We start from the raw sequence: 22204 nt of genomic DNA on the forward strand, positions 1-22204 counted from the left end.
CCTGCCGGCCTTGCGGCAGGGCATTCTGAGCGGGCGTCAGGCCGCCAAGTGGGCCCGGTCCCCCATCACCACGACCGGGTGCAGCGCCGGGTCGAGCGTGCGCAGCAGATACTCCATGTCGGCCTTGGACTGGCTGACGCAGGCCGACGTGCCGCTGCCGTGGTCCATGTGCAGCCAGATGCCGCCGCCCTTGGACTGCCCCTGGGGGCGGGTCGGATCGAGCGGGGAGGTGCCCTTGACCCGGTTGTAGTCGATGGCGATGACGAGGTCGAAGTCGTGCCAGTGCGACCGGGACCACGACCGCGGCGCGGCGAAGGCGGAGGAGCGGTGGTACGGGAGCCGTGACCCCGGCTCGGCCAGTACGCCGCCCGCGTCCGACAGCGTGAAGACGCCCACGGGACTCTTCTTGTCCCCCTCGTGATGGTCGGTCGTCCAGCCGCGCTTGCCGTTGTGCCCGGACCACGAGCGCTCGCGCTTCCACAGGTCGCCCTGCCGAGTGTACAGCACGATGGCCGAGTCGGCCGATTCGGCACCGTCCCCGTACACCGCGACGACCTGGCGGGAGCCTGCCGGGATGCGGGACCGCAGCGTGGGACCGACGCCCGGTATCACACGTGTGGCAGCCGCCTGGGTGGCGCGCGGCGACTGCTTCACGGCTCGCCCCGGCGCGTCCTGGCGCTCTTCCACGCCCCTGGCACAGCCGGCGAGCAGCACAAGCGCCGCCGCGACGCCCACCGCCCCCGCCCCCGCCCCCGCCCCGCGCATCACTCGAACCGTCCCTCTTCCCGGCAGTCGCGTTCCATCTTCGCACCCTTCGACGAGGACGGACGCGGACCCTGGCCCGTTCCACTCGGTCCAGGAAAAACGGGTTGAATTCGTCACGCCGGTGACGCGACGCTGGCACGTCTCCTCCCTCCCCCAGCATCCATGTCGGGACGTCATGTCGCTACGCGCTCTCCCCCATGCCGACCCGGGTGTCCCCGACACCCGCTCCGGCTTCCGATTCCTGCTCTGGCTGGAACGACGCCAGATCGGTGCCCAGATCAAGGCCACGCTGTGGGGCACCCTCCACATGGCGGCGGTGGCCTGCTTCCCGGCCGCCGTCGGCCTCGCCGTGCAGGCCGTCGTCGACGGCTCCGGTGGACGCCTCGCGCTCGCGGGCGGCCTGATCCTCGCCCTGGGCATGGTGACCGCCGTCGGCGACACCATGCTGCACCGCACCGCCGTCACCAACTGGATCACCGCGGCCGCCCGGGTGCAGCTCCTGCTGTCGCGCAAGACCGTCGAACTGGGCTCGCTGCTCACCCGGCGGGTCGCGGCGGGCGAGGTCGTCGCGGTGAGCACCGGCGACGTCGAGAAGATCGGCTGGTTCGTCGAGGCGCTGGCCCGCTTCGCCTGCTCCCTGCTGGCGACCGTCGGCGTCACCGTCGCCCTGCTGGTCTACCGGCCCGAGCTGGGGCTGATCGTGGCCGCGGGCGTGCCCGTACTGGCCCTGGCGGTGCTGCCGTTGCTGCCGCACGCGACGCGGCGCGCCGACGAGCAGCGCGCCAAGGCGGGCAAGGCCACGGAACTCGCCTCCGACACCGTGGCGGGGCTGCGCGTGCTGCGCGGCATCGGCGGCGAGGAGCTGTTCCTGTCCCGCTACCGGCGGGCCTCCCAGGAGGTCCGCAGCGCCGCCGTCCGCAACGCGCGGATGTGGGCGCTGATCAGCGCCGTGCAAGTGGCCCTGCCCGGGCTGCTGCTGCTCGCGGTGACCTGGTACGGCGCGCGCCTGGCGCTGGACGGACGGATCACGGTGGGCGAACTGGTCACGGTCTACGGGACGGTGGTCTTCCTGCTGTTCCCCCTGCGGGGATTCGAGGAGATCGCGATGGCGTACTCCTTCTCGCGGCCGTCCGCCACGCGCGCCGCCCGGGTGCTCGCACTGCGGCGGGACACCGCGGGCGACCACGACGGGCCCGCGGCGGACCCGGACCGGCTGCCGGAGGGCGACCTCCACGACCCGCTGACGGGCCTGCTCGCCCCGGCCGGGAGACTGACCGCCGTGGTGTGCGGGGACCCGGACGCGGCGGGCGCGCTCGCCGACCGGCTGGGCGGCCACACCCCGGCCGGGACCGGGGACGCCCCCTCGGTGCTGCTCGGCGGGACGGCGCTGGACGACCTGCCGCTGGCGGCGGCCCGCGCGGCCGTGCTGGTCCAGGACAAGGACCCGGTGCTGCTGTCCGGAACGCTGACCGGGCTGCTGGACGTACCCGCCTCCGGCCGGGTCACCGCGGCCGAGGCCCTCGCGGCGGCGCAGTGCGGCGACGTGCTCGACGCGCTGGCCCAGGCCTCGGTGGACGACTCCGGGGACCCGATGCGGTCCCGGATCACCGAGCGTGGGCGGTCCCTGTCGGGCGGCCAGCGGCAGCGGCTGGCGCTGGCCCGGTCGCTCGTCGCCGACCCCGGGGTCCTGGTGCTGGACGAGCCGACCAGCGCCGTCGACACGCACACCGAGGCCCGGATCGCCCAGGGCCTCAGGGCACTGCGTGCCGACCGGACAACGGTGGTCCTCACCTCCAGCCCGCTGCTGCTGGACCTCGCGGACCGGGTCGTGTTCGTAGAGGACGGCGTGGTGCGCGCGTCCGGCACGCACCGCGAACTGCTCCGCGCCGACCTCGGCTACCGCGCCGTGGTCACCCGCGAGACCGAGCAGGAGCCCGGGGAATCCGCACGATTCGAGAAAGCCGAGGAATCCGCATGATCGGCGTGAAACCGCCGGAGTACGACCCGGCCGCGCCGCGGCACGTGACGACCCTGCCGGTGGGCTCGGCCGCCACGGTGCGCGGTTACGTCCGCGAGCTGGCCAGGCGGCACCGCGGCGCGTTCACCATCCTCGTCTCGGTGAACGCCGTCGCCGTCGTCGCCTCGATGGTCGGCCCCTATCTGCTGGGCGGGCTCGTCGAGGACTTGGCTGCGGGCCACCGCGACCAGCACATCGGACGCTCCATGGCGCTGTTCGCCGTCGCGCTCGCCGTACAGACGGTGTTCGTCCGGGAGGTGCGGCTGCGCGGCGCGATCCTGGGCGAGCGGATGCTGGCGGACCTGCGCGAGGACTTCCTCGTACGGTCCGTGGGGCTGCCCCCGGGCGTCCTGGAACGGGCGGGCACGGGTGACCTGCTCTCCCGCATCACCACCGACATCGACCGGCTGTCCAACGCCATGCGGGAGGCCGTCCCTCAGCTGGCGATCGCCGTGGTGTGGAGCGGGCTGCTGCTCGGCGCGCTGACGGTCACCTCACCGCCCCTGGCGCTGGCGGTGCTGGTGGCCGTACCGGTGCTGCTCGCCGGCTGCCGCTGGTACTTCCGGCGCGCGCCGGGGGCGTACCGCTCGGAGGCGGCCGGTTACGCGGCCGTCTCGGCGGTCCTCGCGGAGTCGGTGGACGCCGGGCGCACCATCGAGGCGCACCGGCTCGGTGACCGCCGCGAGGAGCTGTCACGTACCCGCATCCGCCAGTGGGTGGCGTGGGAGCGCTACACGATGTGGCTGCGCAGCGTGCTCTTCCCGGTGATCAATGTGACGTACATGCTCATCCTCGCGTCGGTACTGCTGATCGGCGGGACGCTGGTGCTGCACGGCCGGGTGTCGGTGGGCGAGCTGACGACGGGCGCGCTGTACGCCCAGATGCTGGTCGACCCGATCAACCTCATCCTGCGCTGGTACGACGAGCTGCAGGTGGCCCAGGTGTCGCTGGCCCGGCTGGTCGGCGTCCGGGAGGTCGACCAGGGCGCCGGGGACGAGCGGGTGGCGCCGGACGGCCGCGACGTCCACGCCGATCAGGTGCGCTTCGGCTACCGCACCGGTAGCGACGTGCTGCACGGGGTGAGCCTGCGGGTCCGCCCGGGTACCCGGCTGGCCCTGGTCGGCCCCTCCGGGGCGGGCAAGTCGACGCTGGGGCGGCTGCTGGCCGGGATCTACAGCCCGCGGGCCGGTGAGATCACCCTGGGCGGCGCCCAGCTGGCCCGGATGCCCGCGGAACGGGTCCGTGAGCACGTGGCCCTGGTCAACCAGGAGCACCACGTCTTCGTCGGTACGCTCCGGGACAACCTGCTGCTGGCCCGCGCGGGAGCCGGTGACGACGAGTTGTGGGCGGCGCTCACCGCGGTCGACGCCGACAACTGGGCACGGGCGCTCGACGACGGCCTGGACACCGAGGTCGGCTCGGGAGGTACGGCCCTGACCCCGGCCCAGGCGCAGCAGGTGGCCCTGGCACGACTGGTCCTCGCCGACCCGCACACCCTGGTGCTGGACGAGGCCACCTCGCTGCTGGACCCCCGCGCGGCGCGCCACCTGGAGCGGTCGCTGGCCCGTGTGCTCGACGGCAGGACCGTGGTGGCCATCGCGCACCGGCTGCACACCGCGCACGACGCGGACCTGATCGCCGTGGTCGAGGACGGCCGTATCAGCGAGCTGGGCAGCCATCACCAGCTGGTGGAAGCCGACGGCGCGTACGCGGCGCTGTGGCGGTCCTGGCACGGATAGTGCGGACCGGCACGGCGCCGCGTCACGGCATGGCGCTGCGGCGTGGCATGGCAGTGCGGCGTGGCAGGGGCTCTCAGCCGAAGAACAGGGCCCCGGCCGCGCCCACGCCGCCGATCACGAAGAAGACCGGCGTCAGCACCTTGACCTCGACCTTGCTACCGGCGCGGAAGCGCATGAACTTCGGCGTCCCGAGCGGGTACCAGCGCCTGCGCCCGATCGGGATGGGCCACAGCACCGGGCAGCCGGACACGGTCAGGGCGTCGCCGATGCAGTGCACGATGGAGCCCAGCACGATGGGGATGCCGATCCACAGGTAGTGCTGGCCGGGATCGGTGAACAGCCAGGCCTTGCCGCTCTCGGTGCTGTCCAGGGCGTCCGCAAGCACCCATGCGCTGGTCGCCCCGAGCAGCCAGACCAGGATGTCGCTGGAGACCCGGGCCTGCCGCCACAGCAGCCCCTCGACGGCCAGTACCGCGTGCACGAAGAGGATGACGAGTACCGCCCACCGGCCGCCCGCCAGGGCCAGGCCGGAGGCGGCGGCACCCATCAGGACCGCCCACAGCCAGGTGTGGGTGAGGGTGCGGTGTCCGCCCTGGCGCACGGGGTCGCCGGGCTTCCGGGTCTTCTTGTAGGTGGCGTAGGAGAGCTTGTCGATGATCTCGCACAGCCCGCGCGATATGGGGCCGAAGGCCCGCGAGATCGTCGCCGCCTTGTGGTCCAGGTCGGGGGCGAGAGCCGCGCCGGCGCAGATCAGCGCCCCGACCACGATGGTCGGCCACGGCATCGGATGACCGAGTCCCGCGGAGACTGCTCCCACCGACAGCCACGCCGCCGCTCCGGAGAGGGAATGTGCCGGTCCCATCATGGTGTGTGCCCCGCCCTTTCACCCCGCCCCGAAAGCGGAGTTGACGCATAATCGACGGCACACCATACCGCCGGTCGATCTTCCTCCGTACCGCCGGTTCATCCCCTGGTCCCTGGGACAGGCAAGATGGTGGTGTGACCCTCATCGATCAGCTGCCTGCCGAGCCCGACCCCGACACCCTCTTCGAGGCCTTCTCGTCCTGGGCGGAGGGCCGGGGCATCACCCTCTACCCCGCCCAGGAAGAGGCGCTGATCGAGGTGGTGTCGGGGGCGAACGTCATCCTGTCGACCCCCACCGGCTCGGGGAAGAGCCTCGTCGCGGCCGGTGCGCACTTCGCGGCGCTGGCCCGGGACGAGGTCACCTTCTACACCGCGCCGATCAAGGCGCTGGTGTCGGAGAAGTTCTTCGACCTGTGCAAGCTCTTCGGCACCGAGAACGTCGGCATGCTCACCGGCGACGCCTCCGTCAACCCGGACGCACCCGTCATCTGCTGCACGGCCGAGGTGCTGGCGTCGATAGCGCTCCGGGACGGCAAGGACGCCGACATCGGCCAGGTCGTCATGGACGAGTTCCACTTCTACGCCGAGCCCGACCGCGGCTGGGCCTGGCAGATCCCGCTGCTGGAGCTGCCGCAGGCGCAGTTCCTGCTGATGTCGGCGACGCTCGGCGACGTCACGCGCTTCGAGAAGGACCTCACCCGCCGCACCGGCCGGCCCACGGCCGTCGTGCGCTCGGCGACGCGGCCGGTGCCACTGTCGTACGAGTACCGGCTCACCCCGCTCACCGAGACGCTGACCGAGCTGCTGGAGACCCGCCAGGCCCCCGTCTACATCGTGCACTTCACGCAGGCTGCCGCCGTGGAACGAGCGCAGGCGCTGATGAGCATCAACATGTGCACGCGCGCCGAGAAGGACGCCATCGCGGAGCTCATCGGCAACTTCCGCTTCACCACGACGTTCGGCCGCAACCTGTCGCGCTTCGTCCGGCACGGCATCGGGGTGCACCACGCCGGCATGCTGCCCAAGTACCGGCGCCTGGTGGAGAAGCTGGCGCAGGCGGGACTGCTGAAGGTCATCTGCGGCACGGACACCCTCGGCGTCGGCGTCAACGTGCCGATCCGGACCGTGCTCTTCACCGCCCTCACCAAGTACGACGGCAATCGCGTGCGCGTGCTGCGCTCGCGTGAGTTCCACCAGATCGCGGGTCGCGCCGGACGCGCCGGGTTCGACACCTCCGGCTTCGTGGTGGCCCAGGCGCCGGAGCACGTGATCGAGAACGAGAAGGCCCTCGCGAAGGCCGGCGACGACCCCAAGAAGCGCCGCAAGGTGGTGCGCAAGAAGGCGCCCGAGGGCTTCGTGGCGTGGACGGAGAACACCTTCGAGAAGCTCATCGCCTCCGACCCCGAACCGCTCACCTCCCGGTTCCGGGTCACCCACGCGATGCTGCTGTCGGTCATCGCCCGCCCCGGCAACGCCTTCGACGCGATGCGGCGGCTGCTGGAGGACAACCATGAGGACCGCAGATCCCAGCTGCGGCACATCCGGCGGGCCATCGCCATCTACCGTTCGCTGCTGGCGGGTGGGGTCGTGGAGCGGCTGGACGAGCCCGACGAGGAGGGGCGCATCGTCCGGCTGACGGTGGACCTGCAGCAGGACTTCGCGCTCAACCAGCCGCTGTCCACCTTCGCGCTGGCCGCGTTCGAGCTGCTGGACCCGGAGTCCCCCTCCTACGCGCTGGACATGCTGTCGGTGATCGAGTCGACGCTCGACGACCCCCGGCAGATTCTCGCCGCCCAGGAGAACAAGGCGCGCGGTGAGGCCGTCGCGGCGATGAAGGCCGACGGAGTGGAGTACGAGGAGCGGATGGAGCGGCTCCAGGACGTCTCCTACCCCAAGCCGCTGGAGGAGGTGCTGTCGCATGCCTACGGCGTCTACCGCAAGAGCCACCCGTGGGTCGGCGACCACCCGCTGTCGCCCAAGGCGGTCGTACGCGACATGTACGAACGGGCGATGACCTTCTCCGAGTTCGTCTCGCACTACGAACTGGCCAGGACCGAGGGCATCGTGCTGCGCTACCTGGCGGGCGCGTACAAGGCGCTGGAGCACACCGTCCCCGACGACCTGAAGTCCGAGGACCTGCAGGACCTCATCGCCTGGCTCGGCGAGCTGGTCCGCCAGGTCGACTCCAGCCTGCTGGACGAGTGGGAGCAGCTCGCCAACCCCGAGGAGATGACGGCCGAGGAGGCGCAGGAGCGGGCCGACCAGGTCAAGCCGGTCACGGCCAACGCCCGTGCCTTCCGGGTCCTGGTGCGCAACGCCATGTTCCGCCGGGTGGAGCTCGCCGCGCTGGATCGGTTCGGCGAACTCGGCGAGATGGACGCCGGCTCCGGCTGGGACGCGGATGCCTGGTCCGAGGCCATGGATGCCTACTGGGACGAGTACGAGGACCTGGGCACCGGCCCCGACGCGCGCGGCCCGAAGCTGCTGCAGATCGAGGAGCGCCCCGCGGAGGGGCTGTGGAAGGTCCGCCAGACCTTCGCGGACCCCGAAGGCGACCACGACTGGGGCATCTCCGCCGACATCGACCTCGCCGCCTCCGACGAGGAGGGCCGCGCGGTGGTCAAGGTGACGTCCGTGGGCGCGCTGTGACGGCGACAACCACGCCCCGCACGAAGGAGCGCACCCGATGACCAACCCGGCCGAGCGGCTGGTGGACCTCCTCGACCTGGAACGGATCGAGGAGGACATCTTCCGCGGGCGGAGCCCCCAGGAACGCCTCCAGCGGGTGTTCGGCGGACAGGTGGCGGGCCAGGCGCTGGTCGCGGCCGGGCGCACGACGGACGGCAGCCGTCCGGTGCACTCCCTGCACGCGTACTTCCTGCGCCCGGGGCGTCCCGGGGTGCCGATCGTGTACCAGGTGGAGCGGATCCGCGACGGCCGCTCCTTCACGACGCGGCGTGTGGTCGCGGTGCAGCAGGGCCGGACGATCTTCAACCTGACCGCCTCCTTCCATGTGCCGGAGCCCGGGTTCGAGCACCAGTTGCCGATGCGCGAGGTCCCGGCCCCGGAGAGCCTGCCGAAGCTGAGCGACGAGCTCCGTGAGCACCTCGGCGAACTGCCCGAGCAGCTCGAGCGGATGGCGCGACGGCAGCCGTTCGACATCCGCTACGTGGACCGCCTGCGCTGGACCGCCGAGGAGATCGAGGGCGCCGAGCCGCGCAGCGCGGTCTGGATGCGCGCGGTGGGCCCGCTCGGCGACGACCCGCTGGTGCACACCTGCGCCCTCACGTACGCCAGCGACATGATGCTGCTGGACGCCGTGCGCGTACCGGTGGAACCGCTGTGGGGGCCACGCGGCTTCGACATGGCCTCGCTGGACCACGCGATGTGGTTCCACCGGCCGTTCCGCACCGACGAGTGGTTCCTGTACGACCAGGAGTCCCCCGTCGCGACCGGCGCGCGCGGCCTGGCCCGCGGGCGCATCTACGACCGCGAGGGCCGGCTGCTGGTCTCCGTGGTCCAGGAGGGGCTGTTCCGGAAGCACGGCGGCTGAAGGTCGTGGCCGGCGGTGCCGGGCGGGGCCGGGTCCCCCTCCCGCCGCCCGGGCCTCAGCGCATGCGGACGCGCCCTGTGAGGCCCGGCACGGTCAGTCCAGTCGGAGGAGGCGTCGCCAGCGGCTGCGCGGCGCCGCGGAGGGCGGCGGGGGTGCGGCAGGAGGTGGTGGGGCGATCGGCGCGACAGCGGTGGCGGCCGGGGTGCCGCGCTCGGGGTGCGGCGCGGGGCGGGTGGTGCGGGCCCTGAGCAGCGCGTCGGTGAGCGAGACCTGGGCGAAGGTGATCTCGTCCGGGTCGGAGGCCACGGTCTGGGCCTCGATCAGCTCACGTGTCGCGTACGAACCCGTGCTTCCCGGTGGAATCGCCGGGCACAGCCGGCGCAGATAGGCCCGTTCGCGAGGGTCCGGCACCGCGTCGGCGGCCGCTGCCGGGCCCAGCAGGGCGGACCAGGCGGCCGCCTCGCCCCAGGCGTCCTCCGCGTCGCGCACCAGTTCCTCGATGCGGCGGGCCCGCCAGCCGCGGGCGCGGTGATCCTCGCCCTCGTCGAGGGCGTCGCGCAACTCGGCCGGCAGCCGGCCCTCCAGCAGCGCCGGATGGGACCGGGCGAACCGCCGCACATCTTCGGCGAGATAGAGCCACACAACGGCGCGGTAGCGGTTGACGTACCAGCGGACCGGGCGGAGGAAACCGCCTCTGGCGAGCCGGGTGAAGCGTTCCCGGCTGATCCCGATCAGCGCCGCGCCCTCGATGCTGCCGACCAGTTCCAGCCGCGCGCGCAGGCGGTCGGGAAAGCCCTCCTCGGCGCGCAGGCGGTCCACGTCCTCCCGCACGACGCGCCGACGTCCGCCGACGGCCGGTGCCGTGCGCACCTCGCCGGTCTGCAGCGCGACCTCGAACTCCGCCGACTCCAGACACAGTTCCTCCCGGGCGCGCTGCATGCCGAGCGCCTCCCGGACGGCGGTCTCCTTGACAGCCATGCCACTCCCCCTGACCTTCCGTAGCGATCCATCACTGACAGTCACGACAATAGGTCCTCGCGGCGACATCCGCCCGGGCCTGTGGATAACTCCGCGTCACGCCCCGTTGTCGTACACGGTCACGGAGATCCCGCGGCGCACGAGCCGCTCCTCGATCGACGGCGCGACCCGCTCCCACCGCCCGCCCGCGAGCCCGCACCCGATGCGCGGCATGTGCACGGACGCGTCCAGCTCCGCGGCCCTTCGCGCCACCAGGTCCAGCCCCGCGTCGATCGCCTCGTACCGTACGGGCACGCCCTTGCTGCCCCTGCGGATGCCGTGCTGGCCCACGAGATTGGCCACCCAGACCCGCTCACCGACCCGGACGAACTGGACCGCGCCCAGGGCGAAGTCGTTGCCGGCGCGCTCGCGGTGCCATCGCCGGTACGCGGCCTCGGGCTCGGGCCAGCGGCGGGAGAGCGCGACCACGAATCCCTTGCCCCAGCCGCCCAGGTCGTTGCAGACGTGGACGATCAGCTTGACACCCTTGCCCTGCGGCGCGGTGGCGTCCCCCCGGACGTACGTGATCCCCTCCATGTGATCACCGTACGCCTAAGCTCCGACAGCGCCGCCAGGGCGACAGCCCGGCTCACAGGGCGCGCAGGCCGTTGATGACGTCCTTGAGCAGCCCCACGTCGGGCAGGTCGGCCGGAGGCACGGGCCGGATGGCGCGCAGATGGCCGCCCCGAAGGAGGTCGCCGAGCAGCACCCGGACGACGCCGAGCGCGAGATCGGCGTCCGCGGCCAGTTCGGCCACGGTGAGCGGGCCGTCACGGCACAGATCCAGGAGGGCCAGGTGCTCCTCGTCGAGGTCGTCGTCCGAGGCCGCGCCGGCGGCCGGGACCATGACGGCGATCAGGTCGACGTCACCGTCGGAGTCCGGCCGGGTGCGGCCACCGGTGATGGTGTAGGCGCGCACCATCGGACCGGCCTCGTCGTCATACCAGAGCGCGCCCTCGTCTCCCGGCGGGCTCGGGTTCATGCTTCATCACTCCCCCGGTGCCGCCGCGTCGTGCCGGCGCGGCGTGACACCGAGGTGTTCACCGACCCGGTGGACCATGAGGGTCATCTCGTAGGCGATCTGCCCGACATCGGCCTGCACACCACTGAGCACCGAGAGGCAGCTGCCCTCGCCCGCGGCCGTGACGAACAGGAAGCCGTCGTCGAACTCGACCATCGTCTGGCGCACACCGCCCGCGTCGAAGTGCCGCCCAGCGCCTTTGGCGAGGCTGTGGAACCCGGACGAGACGGCGGCCAGGTGCTCGGCCGTGGCACGGTCCAAACTGGTGCTCGCCCCGGTCACCAGACCGTCGCCGGAGAGCACAAGCGCGTGCCTGACGTGCGGCACCCGCTCTGTCAGATCGTCCATCAGCCACGTGAGTCCATTGCTCACCGCCATCCCCCGATCTCCCCTGACTCCGCAGTTCCTTGCGGTGCTGCGGCGTCCCTGCCGCGGGCCAGGCCGCGGGCGAACGCCGTGATGGTGGAACGAGCCTCTTCCGGAGATCGTTCCCTTTCGTCTCCCCCACCGGACGTCTTCGCCGGGCTCTGGTGCACTCCCTCGTCCCTCAGTTGCGCTACGAGACTGGCCTGCCGCTGCCGCTTCGGCAACCCCGTCACCGTGCGGCCTTCCTCGCGCGGCCGGGTCGGTCCCCGCCGCGGCCTCGGTGTGCGCGGCGCCGCGTCCGCGCGGTCCGGCCCCGGCGGTTCGGGTACGGCCCGTGGACGGAGCACGTGCTCCCCGGTCTCGACATCGTCGCCCGAGGCGTCCACGAGCACCGACTGCGGTATGAACACCACCGCCACCGTGCCGTCGAACCGCCCTCGGCGCAGGGTGACGCGCACTCCCTGCCGCGCGGCGAGCCGCCCGACGGTGAACAGGCCCAGGCGGTCGGTCTCGGGGAGTTCCGTCCCGGCCCCGGCCTCGCCGAGTTCGTTGTTGGCCGCGGCGAGCCGCTCGGTGCTCATGCCCAGGCCGCGGTCCTCGACCTCCAGGACGTAGCCGCCGGCGACGACCTCCCCACGCACCTCGACCTTGGTGTCGGGTGGCGAGAACGCCGTGGCGTTGTCGATGAGTTCCGCCAGCAGGTGCACTACGTCGGCGACCGCGGGGCCGGTCAGCGCCACCCGGGGCATGCGCCGGACGGTGACCCGCTGGTAGTGCTCGACCTCGCCGACCGCGGCGCGTGCCACCTCCGCGAGCCGGACCGGGCGGCGCCAGGCGCGGCCCGGTGCGTTGCCGGAGAGGATCAGCAGGCCCTCGGCGTGCCGGCGCATGCGGACGGCGATGTGGTCGACGCGGAAGAGGTCGTCCAGATCCGCCGGGTCACCGGAGCGGCGTTCCATGGCGTCGAGCAATGTCAGCTGACGGTGCAGCAGCACCTGGCTACGGCGGGCCAGGTTGGTGAAGACGGCGGAGACGCCGCGGCGCAGCTTCTCCTGGTCGACGGCCGCCTGGACGGCGGCGCGCTGCGCGTTGTTGAAGGCCCGGCCGACCTGGCCGATCTCGTCGGCGCCGAAACGCAGGTCAGGTGCGGCACGGGCGACCGCCTCGTTGTCGAGTTCCTCACCCGCGCGCAGCCTGCGGAGCACTTCGGGCAGGCGCATTCCGGACAGCTCCAGGGCCTGGTTGCGCAGCAGGGTGAGCCGGCGGGCGATGCCGCGTCCGATGAGCAGGGAGACGACCACCGACAGGACGACCAGGAACAGTCCGGCGAGGCTGACCGCACCGGTCCGCACGAGCACGTCCATGCCGTCGGTGCGCGCTTGCTCGCCGACCTCACGGGCGGCGTCCAGGTTGATGTCGCTCAGTTCGGCCAGCGCCCGGTCGGCGTTCTGCCGCCAGCGGTCCTGGGAGACGACGAGTCCGACGTCCTTGGCGCCCGCCGAACGGGCCGCGGTCTCCATGGAGTCCAGCGTCCAGGCGACGCTGCCGCCCTCGAACTCGTCGAGCCGCTCCTTGGCGGCCTTGGTCAGCTCGGGGTCGACGATGGAGTGCAGCAGCTTGCGCCCGTCGATGGTCCCGATGAACTCACGGTACTGACTCGACGTCATGGCCGGACCGACCTGTGCGGCGGTGAGCATGGCGTCCTCGCGGGACAGCAACTCCCTGGCGCGTGCAAGGTCGATGACGAACCCGCCCTGCCGGGCGACCTCGCCGCTCTGGAGCGCGGCAAGAGAGCCCCGGAGCCGGAAGATGGGGTCGATCACAGCCGAATAGCGGTGGAGCGTCATCGACCAGCCGACATCGCGCTGCCGGACGTCCTCACGCAGCGGCTCCAGGTCCTTCGCCGCGGTGATCAGCTCCGTGATCCGCCGGCGCTGTGCGAGGTCCAGTTCGGTGCCCTGCGCCTGATCGCGCGCGTGGTCGCGGACGACCGCGAGCAGCCGGTCGGTGGTGCGCTCGAGGCGCTCCAGTTCGTCCCCGCCGTCGGCGCCGTCGGACGCCACATAGGCGACGGCGACGCGCCGCTCGACCTGCAGGGCCCGTCCGAGGTCGTCCGCGGGGGTTCCGTAGTAGCGGTAGGTGTCGGCGATCCCCATGAGGGCGAAGGCCCCGCGCACCGAGGTCGCGGTGCTGTATGTCCACAGACCCGCCAGCGAGATCAGCGGCACCAGAAGAAGTACCACGAGTTGCGTGCGGATGGTGCGGGGGCGCAGGCGCATGCGTGAGGTCCTCGGTCGACCATGGGTTCGATGGGGAGGGGCACAGTCTGACCCACGAACACCCCTTTGGTGGTGTCGACTGTGACATCTCACAATCCCTTTCCCCAAGGGCCCCCGGGGTGCGGGACCCTGGGAGGCGACGTATCCTGCCACCGCACGCCCACACCCGCGCAAGCGCGTTCACGCCGTGCTAACGGCGCGGCATTGCGGGGGAAACCCCGCTGTCGCACGCTGGACGCATGGAACGGGGACAGGTCGTGCGCCGGGTCCACCCTCTCGCCCCGGACGCGGAGGACGGTTCGCAGGGCGTTCCTCTGGTCCATCGCGACATCCACGGCTACCGGCGCGCGTTCCGGCTCGGCGGCAGCGGGCCGCCGCTGCTGCTGATCCACGGTCTCGGCGACTCGTCGGCGACGTGGGCGCACATACTGCCCCGGCTGGGGCGCCGGCACACGGTCATCGCGCCCGATCTGCTGGGACACGGCGACAGCGAGCGGCCCCGCGCCGACTACGCGGTGGCGGCCTACGCCTGCGGCATGCGCGACCTGCTGGGCGTGCTCGACGTCGACCGGGTGTCGGTCGTGGGCCACTCGCTCGGGGCGGGTGTCGCGATGCAGTTCGCCTACCAGTTCCCGGAGCGGTGCGAACGCCTGGTGATCGTGGGCGGCGGCGGCCTGGGGCCGGAGGTGCACCCGCTGCTGCGGCTGGCCGCGGGCCCGGGTTCCGAGGTGACGCTGCCACTGGCCACCTCGCCGCCCGTGCGCAGGGCTCTGCGGCTGCTGGCACCGCTGCTGCGGGCCACCGGCGGGCTGGGGCTCGGCCGCCACGACTTCGACTACGTCCTGGAGCGCTACCTCATGCTGGACAGCTCCATGACGCGTCAGGCCTTCCTGCGCACCCTGCGTGCCGGAGTCGATGTGCGGGGGCAGGTCATCACGATGATGGACCGCAGTTATCTGACGGCGGGCCTGCCGACCCTCATCATGTGGGGTGAGCACGACGGGGTGATCCCGGTGCGCCACGCGCGGAGGGCGCACACCGCGATGCCGGGCAGCCGGCTGGAGTTGTTCAAGGACGCCGGGCATTTCCCGCATCATGACGCGCCCGGGCGTTTCGTCGACGTACTGGAGGACTTCCTCGCCACCACCACGCCGCAGGAGTACGACCCGGTGCTCTGGCGCCGGCTGCTGCGGCGCGGCCGGATGGACGTACCGCTCTACCAGGAGGCCGAGCCGCAGCACCCCTCCAGTGGGTCCTGAGGCCACCGGCCGCCGTCCGGGGCAGGATGGGGGCATGGGACACAGGATGACCGAGGAAGAGTGGCGGGCCTTCGTCTCCGCCGGCACGCGGACGGGGAAGCTGGCGACCACGCGGGCGGACGGCACGCCCCATGTGGCACCCGTCTGGTTCCTGCTGGACGGCGACGACATCGTGTTCAACACGGGCAAGGACACGGTCAAGGGCCGCAACATCGCGCGCGACGGCCGGGTCGCCCTGTGCGTGGACGATGACCGGCCGCCGTTCGCGTACGTGGTCCTGCGGGGACGGGCGGAGGTGAGCGAGGAGCCCGGTCCCTTGCGGGAGTGGGCCACCCGGATCGCCGCCCGCTACATGGGCGAGGACGTCGCCGAGGAGTTCGGGGCGCGCAATGGGGTGCCCGGCGAACTCCTGGTGCGGGTGCGGATCGACAAGGTGCTCGCCGAGTCCGGTGTGGCGGACTGAGCGTCGCGGGCCCCGCCCCTGCCCGGGTCAGCGGATCGGCTTGCCGCCGTTGGCCTTCTTGCCGTTGGCGCCCATGGCCCACCAGGTGCCGCCCACGGCGTGGCCGTTGGTGTCACCGGGCTTGGTGTCGCCGACGTACCAGTAGACGGGCCAGCAGTTGTACGACAGCTGCTTGGTGCCGTCCGGACGGGTGTAGGTGCTGACGAGCTTGGGGTTGAGACCGGCGGCCTCGGCCTGCGCCTTGGTGACGGGCTTGGCCGCCGGCCACTTCTTGAGGCACTCGCCGGTGCAGTTGGACACCATCGGCCAGTCGGTGTCCTTGTCGAAGCGGTACAGGGTACGGCCCTTGAAATCGACGAGGATGTCGCCGAGCTTGGCGTCGTTGACGACGGACAGGATGGGCCACTTCTTGTCGGAGGCGGCGTCCGCGCTGCCGCTGTCGGAGATGTCGTCCGCACCACCGGCGTATCCGTCACCGGTGCCCGAGGAGGGGTCGGCGGAGGTCTCGCTGTCGTACCCGTAACCGCTCGAGGAGGACCCGGAGCCGGGCTGCGAGGTGGGCGACTGGGCCGCGTCCTGCTGCTGGGCCGCCGGCGCCACGCTGCCGGCCTGGTTGTAGCCGTTCGACCCGCCGCAGGCGGTGACGAGCAGGAGGGCAGCGGCCGTTCCGGCGACTGCGGCACCGATCCGCTTGTGCATCTGGACTCCTTGCGCGGTAGGGGCGTCGGGGCCCGTGCGCCCCGTCTGGCCACCTGTACGCATCCGGTTCGGCTGCCTCTCAATGCACTGTGAATTCCTTTTTCCGCGGCACCGTTCTGCTAGGGTGCCCCGCCCCTGCACGGAGCGTCAGCGCACCGACTCCAGAAGGCGTGCCGCGTGCATCCGCCCGGCGTGCTCGACGAGGGCGATCAACACCTCCTTGCCCGATGCGCGGTCCCGCGCGTCGCACAGGACGACGGGGGTGCCGTCCTGCAGGTCGAGGGCACGCGAGACGTCCTCCGGGCGGTGCTCCAGCGCGCCGGGGAAGCGGTTGACGGCGACGGCGAAGGGGATCTTACGGTGCTCGAAGAAGTCCACGGCCGGAAAGCAGTCCTCAAGGCGGCGGGTGTCGGCGAGCACGACCGCGCCGAGCGCCCCTTGTGACAGCTCGTCCCACAGGAACCAGAAGCGGTCCTGGCCGGGGGTGCCGAACAGGTAGAGCGAGAGACCGGCCCTGACGGTGATCCTGCCGAAGTCCATCGCCACGGTGGTGGTGGACTTCCGCTCGACTCCGCCGATGTCGTCCACATGGCGCCCGGCCTCGGTCAGTTGCTCCTCGGTGCGCAGCGGCCGGATCTCGCTCACCGCGCCCACCATGGTGGTCTTGCCGACCCCGAAGCCCCCCGCGATGAGGATCTTCAGGGCCATGACCGGCGTCTCAGAGTGCCCGGAGTCCATTGATCACCTCTCGCAGGATGCGCTCGTCAGGTAGCTGCGCCGGCGGTACGGGAGTGCTCACCCGTACGCTGCCGAGCGTCAGGAGGTCGCCGAGGAGGACGCGTACGACGCCCAACGGCAGGTCGGCGTCGGCTGCCAGCTCGGCGACCGACAGGGGCTCGTCCCGGCACAACGCGAGCAGCGCGGTGTGCTCGGGTCCGAGTGTGGGATCGTCGGTGGCGCCGGGTTCGGCGAGCACCAGGGCGATCAGGTCCAGGGCGGCGACCGCCGTCCCGGGCCGGGTGCGGCCGCCGGTCATGGCGTACGGGCGCACCAGGGGTCCGGCCGCGTCGTCGTACCAGTGGCCGTCCGGCCCGCGCGGGTGCCCGCCGTTCATCACCTGTGCGCCGGTCAGCCGGCGGCCGGGCCTGCGGCGCCGAGACGCGGCGGGGTGTGCAGGTGCTCGCCCACGCGCTTGACCAGGCGGGCCATCTCGTAGGCGATCAGGCCGACGTCGGCTCCCGCGCCGGTGAACACCGCGAGGCACGAGCCCTCGCCCGCGGCCGCCACGAAGAGGAAGCCGTGGTCGAGTTCGACCATGGTCTGCCGGACCTCGCCGGCGGCGAAGTGGCGTCCGGCGCCCTTGGCGAGGCTGTGGAAGCCCGAGGCGACGGCCGCCAGGTGCTCGGCGTCCTCCCGGGTCAGGCCGCGTGAGGAGCCCACGGCCAGGCCGTCGCCCGACAGGACCACGGCGTGACGGACGTTGTCCACCCGGTCGGTGAGGTCGTCCAGCAGCCAGTCCAGTTCACCGGACCGGTTCGATGCGTCGATCATCCATGCTCTCCTTCGCGGGATGCCGGGTCCGAGGTGCGGGCGTGGCCCTGCTCGCCGTCCTCGGGCGTCGTGTCCGAGCCGTCGTCGTGGCCTGACCCATCGGGACCGGGCCGGACGCCTCCGGGCTGCGGTGCGGACCGCAGGGGGCGCGGCCCGGTCGGTTCCCCGTCGGCGGCGTCACGGGCTCCGGCACCGCCGCCGCGGACCCAGCCGCGACGGAAGGCTGCCATCGTCGAGCGCGCCTGCTCCGCCGTCCGTTCGGGTACGTCGTGCCCCGTGTCCTGCGGCATGGGGGCGCGTTCGGGTGCGCGTGGTTCCAGGAGCTGTGGGGCGAGGCTCGCACGGCGGACGCGGCGCGGGAGTCCGCCACCGGCGGCGGGAGCGGCCCCAGGGGCGCCGACGGGCGCGGGAGTGGGCGCCCCGCCGCGGGCCGGGGTGGGCGCGGGATCGGGGGCGGGCACGGGGGCCGTCGCCGGCTCCGGCAGACGAACGGGCCGGGGCGCGGCGGGGCGCGGCGGCCCGTCGCCGTCGCCGCGCGGGGAGGCGGCCGCCGGGGGCGGTACCTCCGTGAACCCCTGGCGGGGTCCGTGCGGGCCGGACGCCGCGCCTCTCGTCCCCGCGCCTCGTGGGGCGCGGGCTTCTGGTGCCCTCATGTCGAGCACGGCGGTGGGCAGCAGGACGACGGCGGTGGTGCCGCCGTACGCGGAGGAGCGCAGGGAGACCCTCACGTCGTGCCGCCGGGCGAGCCGGCTGACGACGAAGAGGCCGAGCCGGTCGCTGTCGAAAAGGTCGAGCGCCTGGGTCTGCGCGATGCGCCGGTTGGCCTCGGTCATGGCCTCCTTGCCCATGCCGAGCCCGCGGTCCTCGATCTCCAGGGCGTAGCCGTTGCCGACCTGTTCGCCGTAGACGCGCACCTTGGTGTGCGGCGGGGAGAACTGGGTCGCGTTCTCGACGAGTTCGGCGATCAGATGGGTGAGGTCGGCGACCGCGGAGCCGACGACCGCGGCGACGGGGAGTCGTCGGACCTCGACACGGGCATAGTCCTCGACCTCGGCGACGGCGGCACGCACCACATTGGTGAGGGGCACGGGCTTGCTCCAGGCGCGGCCGGGAGCGGCGCCGGACAGGATGATCAGACCCTCGGCGTGCCGCCGCATGCGGGTCGTGAGGTGGTCCAGCTTGAACAGGTCCTCCAGCTCGCCCGGGTCCTCGGTGCGCCGTTCCATGCTGTCGAGCAGCGCGAGCTGACGGTGCACCAGGACCTGGCTGCGGCGGGCGAGGTTGACGAAGACGCCGGAGACACCGTTGACCAGTTCGGCGCGTTCCGCGGCGGCCTGCAGCGCGGCGCGCTGCACGGTGGCCAGGGCCCCGGCGACCTGGCCGATCTCGTCGGCGCCGTGCCTGCCGAGGGGTGCCTCCTTGCCGAGGTCGATCTCCTCGCCGGCGCGGAGCCGTCGCATGGCGCGGGGAAGTTTGCGGCGGGCCAGTTCGAGCGCGGTGTTGCGCAGGCCGACGAGTTCGACGACGAGACCGCGGCCGATCCGTACGGAGATGAGCAGGGACGCGACGACGGCGAGGAGGCCGAGCAGGACGGCGATCCCCGAGGTGCTCAACAGGCCCTGTGTGACGGGCCGGTCGGCGGGCGCGGCGGTCGTGGCGACCTTCTCCAGACCGGACAGCACCTGTCCGGCGGCCCGGTCCCAGGAGGCGGGGCTCACGCCGTCCACGGCCGCCTTGCCGGGGCCGGCGTCGAGGACGGCGTCCTCCATGGCCTCGAGGTCGGTGTACGCGATGGAACGAGCCAGCCGCTCCCAGGTGCTGCGGCTGTCGCCGCCGAGGTCGGCCGCGGAGCCCGCGAGCAGGACGCGGCGGGCGGTGACGGCGCCGCTCAGGTCGCGGTAGCGGTCCGTGGGGAGGCCACGGGTGAGGGCGGCCGCCGCGAGCAGGGCGTCCTCGCGGGACAGTTGTTCCGCGGCGCGGCCGATCTCGAGGGCGGCGCGCTCGCCGCGGGACGTGGCAAGGGTGCTGCCGATCGCGAACCCGTCGGTCACGGCGTCGGTGTAGGCGCGGTACGTCCGGCGCCAGTCGGCCGCTCCCTTGGCGATGCCGGGCCGGAGCCTGCGCAGACGCTCCAGGTCGCCGACGAAGGTGCGGACCCGCACGGCCGCGGTGCCCGGCAGCCCGGTGCCGTCGGCGACGGTGTGGCCGCCGCCCAGTTGCAGCAGGGCGACGGCGCGGTCGGTGGCCCCGGCGCGCCTGTTCAGTTCGGCGGCTGCCTCGGTGGTGGGCCGGGCCAGGTAGCCGGTGGCGGCACGGCGTTCCGCCTGCAGGGTGGTCACGGTGTCGGCGACCGGCTCGCGGATCGTTTCTGCGATGCGCTGGGCACGCAGCCGCCCGGAGATGTCCTGGGCCGTGGTGACGGCGGCGAAGGCCCACAGCGCCATCAGGGAGACGACGGGCACCATGAGCAGGGACACGATCTTCGCGCGCACGCTCCTCGGGCGCAGGCTCAGCCGGGACCTGGTCCCGCCGTCCCGTCCGCCGTCGGTCGCGTGCGGGGACACCTCTTCCGCGGGGGGCCCCGCGTGGGCTCTGCGGCCCCGTGGCGGCGTCACAGGGCGCCCTCGCCGATGCGCTGGGCGGTCGCGGAGGCGATGCGCTCCCTCGTCGTCGGGGAGAGCGCGACGAAAGCGGAGGTGAGGAAGAGGTAGGAGCCGAGACCGACGATGAGGGGAAAGAGGAACGCGGTCGCGCCAGCGCCGGATAGCGCGTCCGTCGAGGGCCTGACCCTGACGTGCACGGCGAGCATCCCCGTGTAGTGCATGCTGCTGACCGCCGCGCCCATCACCAGGGAGGCGCCGGCGACCACCACGGGGCGGTGGATGGTGAGCGCGGCCCACAGGGCGGCGGTCGCGGCGGCCCAGGCGATGCCGACGGACAGCGCCACGAGCCACGGTTCGTAGGACACCGCGCCGTGCAGGCGTACCGCGGCCATGCCCAGGTAGTGCATGCTGGCCACGCCGACACCCGTGGTGAGGCCGCCGATCGCCAGGGCCCGGAGGCGGCCCTGGCCGTACCCCACGGTGAAGACGCCGAGGCCGACGACGACCATGGCCACGGCCAGGCTGAGGACGGTCAGGGGAACGCTGTAGCGGATCTCGGTGCCGGTGACGCGGAAACCGAGCATGGCGACGAAGTGCATCGTCCAGATGCCGGTGCCGAGAGCGCTCGCGGCGGTGATCAGCCAGTTGCGCCGGGAACGGCCGGTCGCAGCCAGGGCCCGGACGGTGCAGCGCAGTCCGAGCGCGGCACCGACGCACGCCATGGCGTACGAAAGCAGCGGGGTCAGCCAGCCGAAGGCGGCGTGGTCGATGTGTCCCATGGCCCCGGGACGCTAGTGCGGGGGTGGCCGCGCGCTCGGGCCATGTCGAAACCCTGCCTTATTTGACAACGTGCTTTCCGGATGCGGTCCCCGACGATCGCCCGCGGCACGAACCTGCACAAGGGGAGCGTGTTTCAGCCGCTGCGTGGCGCATACATGGTGATCCCCACGCCCACCAGGCAGACCAGGGCGCCCAGCACGTCGTAGCGGTCGGGCCGGTAACCGTCCGCCACCATGCCCCACGCGAGGGAGCCCGCGATGAACACCCCGCCGTAGGCGGCGAGGATGCGGCCGAACTCGGCATCCGGCTGCAGGGTGGCGACACACCCGTACAAGCCCAGGGCGATGACGCCGGCCCCGATCCAGACCCATCCGCGGTGCTCGCGCAGGCCCTGCCAGACCAGCCAGGCGCCGCCGATCTCCAGCACCGCGGCGAGCAGGAACAAGGCGACGGAACGGAACGGGATCATGCGACCATGATGCCCCGCGTCCCGTGCGCCCCGGCGCGCGCCCCGAACCGGAGGTGGACCGTCGTGCACACCGACCCCGCGCAGATCCGCGCGTTCTTCGCCGCCCGCGCCGCCGACTGGGAGACCCGCTACCCCGACGACGCCCCCGCCTATCGCGCCGCTGTGGCCGAACTGGGCCTTGCGGAGGGCCAGGCGGTCCTCGACGCGGGGTGCGGCACGGGCCGGGCGCTGCCCTTCCTGCGCGCGGCCGTGGGGGCTTGCGGGACGGTCGTGGGCGCCGACCTGACGCCCGAGATGCTGGCCGCCGCGGTACGGGCCGGGCGCGGGGAGCACGGCGCCCTGCTGCTGGCCGACTGCGCCCGGCTGCCGCTGCGCGACGCCACCCTGGACGCCGTTTTCGCCGCGGGACTGATCGGTCACCTGCCGGACCCCCGGGCCTGTCTGCGGGAGCTGGCCCGGGTCACCCGGCCCGGCGGCCGGCTGGCGCTCTTCCACCCGATCGGCCGGGCGGCGCTGGCCGCCCGGCAGGGCCGCGAGCTGACCCCGGACGACCTGCGCGCCAAGTCCAGCCTGGGGCCGTTGCTGGCGTCCTCGGGGTGGACCATGACCTCCTACACCGACACCGACGAGCGGTTCCTCGCGATGGCGTCGACGAAGGCGTAGGCGTTGTCGAACATGATGTTTTGACATCCTCCCTGCCCTAAGGGACGGGGATTCCTGGCTCACGTTGGCTGGGGACCAGCGGTCCGCCAGCGCTTA

Annotated in this window: 21 protein-coding genes; 7 read left to right on the forward strand and 14 right to left on the reverse strand. The window is 72.7% G+C overall.

The window, feature by feature from the left end; translation table 11 throughout:
* Positions 1-36 precede the first annotated feature (36 nt).
* Positions 37-765, reverse strand: a complete 729-nt coding sequence (locus AC3EUJ_RS20680) for a L,D-transpeptidase family protein (protein ID WP_431963431.1) — start codon at positions 763-765, stop codon at positions 37-39.
* A gap of 175 nt (positions 766-940) precedes the next feature.
* Between AC3EUJ_RS20680 and AC3EUJ_RS20685 the strand changes: the two genes are divergently transcribed.
* Positions 941-2743, forward strand: coding sequence for an ABC transporter transmembrane domain-containing protein (locus AC3EUJ_RS20685; protein ID WP_431963433.1), 1803 nt, complete (start codon positions 941-943; stop codon positions 2741-2743).
* Complete coding sequence (locus tag AC3EUJ_RS20690; protein WP_431963435.1) at positions 2740-4521, forward strand: ABC transporter ATP-binding protein; 1782 nt, start codon at positions 2740-2742, stop codon at positions 4519-4521. Before AC3EUJ_RS20685 ends, AC3EUJ_RS20690 begins: the two co-directional genes overlap by 4 nt.
* Positions 4522-4594: 73 nt before the next feature.
* Here AC3EUJ_RS20690 and AC3EUJ_RS20695 read toward each other — a convergent pair whose 3' ends face one another.
* Entirely contained in the window at positions 4595-5386 is a 792-nt protein-coding gene (locus AC3EUJ_RS20695) for a metal-dependent hydrolase (protein ID WP_431963437.1), read from the reverse strand.
* 134 nt (positions 5387-5520) lie between these two features.
* On the opposite strand from AC3EUJ_RS20695, the gene AC3EUJ_RS20700 reads away from it, so the two are divergent.
* Together AC3EUJ_RS20700 and AC3EUJ_RS20705 are read left to right on the forward strand one after the other, a co-directional pair.
* Positions 5521-8034 (forward strand): DEAD/DEAH box helicase, encoded by a 2514-nt coding sequence (locus tag AC3EUJ_RS20700; RefSeq protein ID WP_431963439.1) that lies wholly within the window; start codon positions 5521-5523, stop codon positions 8032-8034.
* Positions 8035-8071: 37 nt separating this feature from the next.
* Positions 8072-8938, forward strand: a complete 867-nt coding sequence (locus AC3EUJ_RS20705; RefSeq protein WP_431963441.1) for an acyl-CoA thioesterase — start codon at positions 8072-8074, stop codon at positions 8936-8938.
* A gap of 93 nt (positions 8939-9031) precedes the next feature.
* Here the strand turns inward: AC3EUJ_RS20705 and AC3EUJ_RS20710 are convergent, their stop codons facing one another.
* The 5 genes from AC3EUJ_RS20710 to AC3EUJ_RS20730 form a co-directional block, all read right to left on the reverse strand.
* Positions 9032-9916, reverse strand: coding sequence for a DUF6397 family protein (locus tag AC3EUJ_RS20710; protein WP_431963443.1), 885 nt, complete (start codon positions 9914-9916; stop codon positions 9032-9034).
* Positions 9917-10012: 96 nt separating this feature from the next.
* Positions 10013-10492 (reverse strand): macro domain-containing protein, encoded by a 480-nt coding sequence (locus AC3EUJ_RS20715; RefSeq protein ID WP_431963445.1) that lies wholly within the window; start codon positions 10490-10492, stop codon positions 10013-10015.
* A gap of 52 nt (positions 10493-10544) precedes the next feature.
* Positions 10545-10937 carry a DUF742 domain-containing protein gene (locus AC3EUJ_RS20720; RefSeq protein WP_431963447.1) on the reverse strand — a complete coding sequence of 131 codons (393 nt, stop codon included), beginning with the start codon at positions 10935-10937 and terminating at the stop codon, positions 10545-10547.
* Positions 10938-10943: 6 nt separating this feature from the next.
* Complete coding sequence (locus AC3EUJ_RS20725) at positions 10944-11354, reverse strand: roadblock/LC7 domain-containing protein (RefSeq protein WP_431963449.1); 411 nt, start codon at positions 11352-11354, stop codon at positions 10944-10946.
* A complete protein-coding gene (locus tag AC3EUJ_RS20730; RefSeq protein WP_431963451.1) occupies positions 11345-13621 on the reverse strand; it encodes a sensor histidine kinase in 2277 nt (758 codons plus the stop codon). Before AC3EUJ_RS20730 ends, AC3EUJ_RS20725 begins: the two co-directional genes overlap by 10 nt.
* 239 nt (positions 13622-13860) lie before the next feature.
* Between AC3EUJ_RS20730 and AC3EUJ_RS20735 the strand changes: the two genes are divergently transcribed.
* Entirely contained in the window at positions 13861-14880 is a 1020-nt protein-coding gene (locus AC3EUJ_RS20735; RefSeq protein WP_431963453.1) for an alpha/beta fold hydrolase, read from the forward strand.
* Positions 14881-14914: 34 nt separating this feature from the next.
* Entirely contained in the window at positions 14915-15343 is a 429-nt protein-coding gene (locus tag AC3EUJ_RS20740) for a PPOX class F420-dependent oxidoreductase (protein WP_431963457.1), read from the forward strand.
* A 27-nt stretch (positions 15344-15370) separates the two neighbouring features.
* On the opposite strand, the gene AC3EUJ_RS20745 is transcribed toward AC3EUJ_RS20740, so the two are convergent.
* The 7 genes from AC3EUJ_RS20745 to AC3EUJ_RS20775 all read right to left on the reverse strand — a co-directional run bounded on the left by AC3EUJ_RS20745 (position 15371) and on the right by AC3EUJ_RS20775 (position 21445).
* Positions 15371-16042 (reverse strand): hypothetical protein, encoded by a 672-nt coding sequence (locus AC3EUJ_RS20745; protein WP_431963459.1) that lies wholly within the window; start codon positions 16040-16042, stop codon positions 15371-15373.
* A 147-nt stretch (positions 16043-16189) separates the two neighbouring features.
* The gene (locus AC3EUJ_RS20750; RefSeq protein WP_431963461.1) at positions 16190-16780 is read right to left on the reverse strand and encodes a GTP-binding protein; all 591 of its coding nucleotides are present in this window, start codon (positions 16778-16780) and stop codon (positions 16190-16192) included.
* Entirely contained in the window at positions 16761-17156 is a 396-nt protein-coding gene (locus AC3EUJ_RS20755) for a DUF742 domain-containing protein (RefSeq protein ID WP_431963463.1), read from the reverse strand. The genes AC3EUJ_RS20750 and AC3EUJ_RS20755 overlap by 20 nt, the downstream gene beginning before the upstream one ends.
* A 14-nt stretch (positions 17157-17170) precedes the next feature.
* Positions 17171-17593: a roadblock/LC7 domain-containing protein gene (locus tag AC3EUJ_RS20760; RefSeq protein WP_431963465.1), complete on the reverse strand. Its 423-nt coding sequence runs from the start codon at positions 17591-17593 to the stop codon at positions 17171-17173.
* On the reverse strand, positions 17590-20085 hold the full coding sequence (locus AC3EUJ_RS20765; protein WP_431963467.1) for a sensor histidine kinase: 2496 nt from the start codon (positions 20083-20085) through the stop codon (positions 17590-17592). Before AC3EUJ_RS20765 ends, AC3EUJ_RS20760 begins: the two co-directional genes overlap by 4 nt.
* A gap of 119 nt (positions 20086-20204) precedes the next feature.
* A complete protein-coding gene (locus AC3EUJ_RS20770) occupies positions 20205-20975 on the reverse strand; it encodes an MHYT domain-containing protein (RefSeq protein WP_431963469.1) in 771 nt (256 codons plus the stop codon).
* Between the two features lie 134 nt (positions 20976-21109).
* Positions 21110-21445 (reverse strand): YnfA family protein, encoded by a 336-nt coding sequence (locus tag AC3EUJ_RS20775; RefSeq protein WP_431963471.1) that lies wholly within the window; start codon positions 21443-21445, stop codon positions 21110-21112.
* Between the two features lie 6 nt (positions 21446-21451).
* Here AC3EUJ_RS20775 and AC3EUJ_RS20780 point away from each other — a divergent pair, with 6 nt between their 5' ends.
* On the forward strand, positions 21452-22108 hold the full coding sequence (locus AC3EUJ_RS20780; RefSeq protein WP_431963473.1) for a class I SAM-dependent methyltransferase: 657 nt from the start codon (positions 21452-21454) through the stop codon (positions 22106-22108).
* Positions 22109-22204 lie beyond the last annotated feature (96 nt).

This window comes from Actinacidiphila sp. bgisy160 (genome assembly GCF_057707815.1).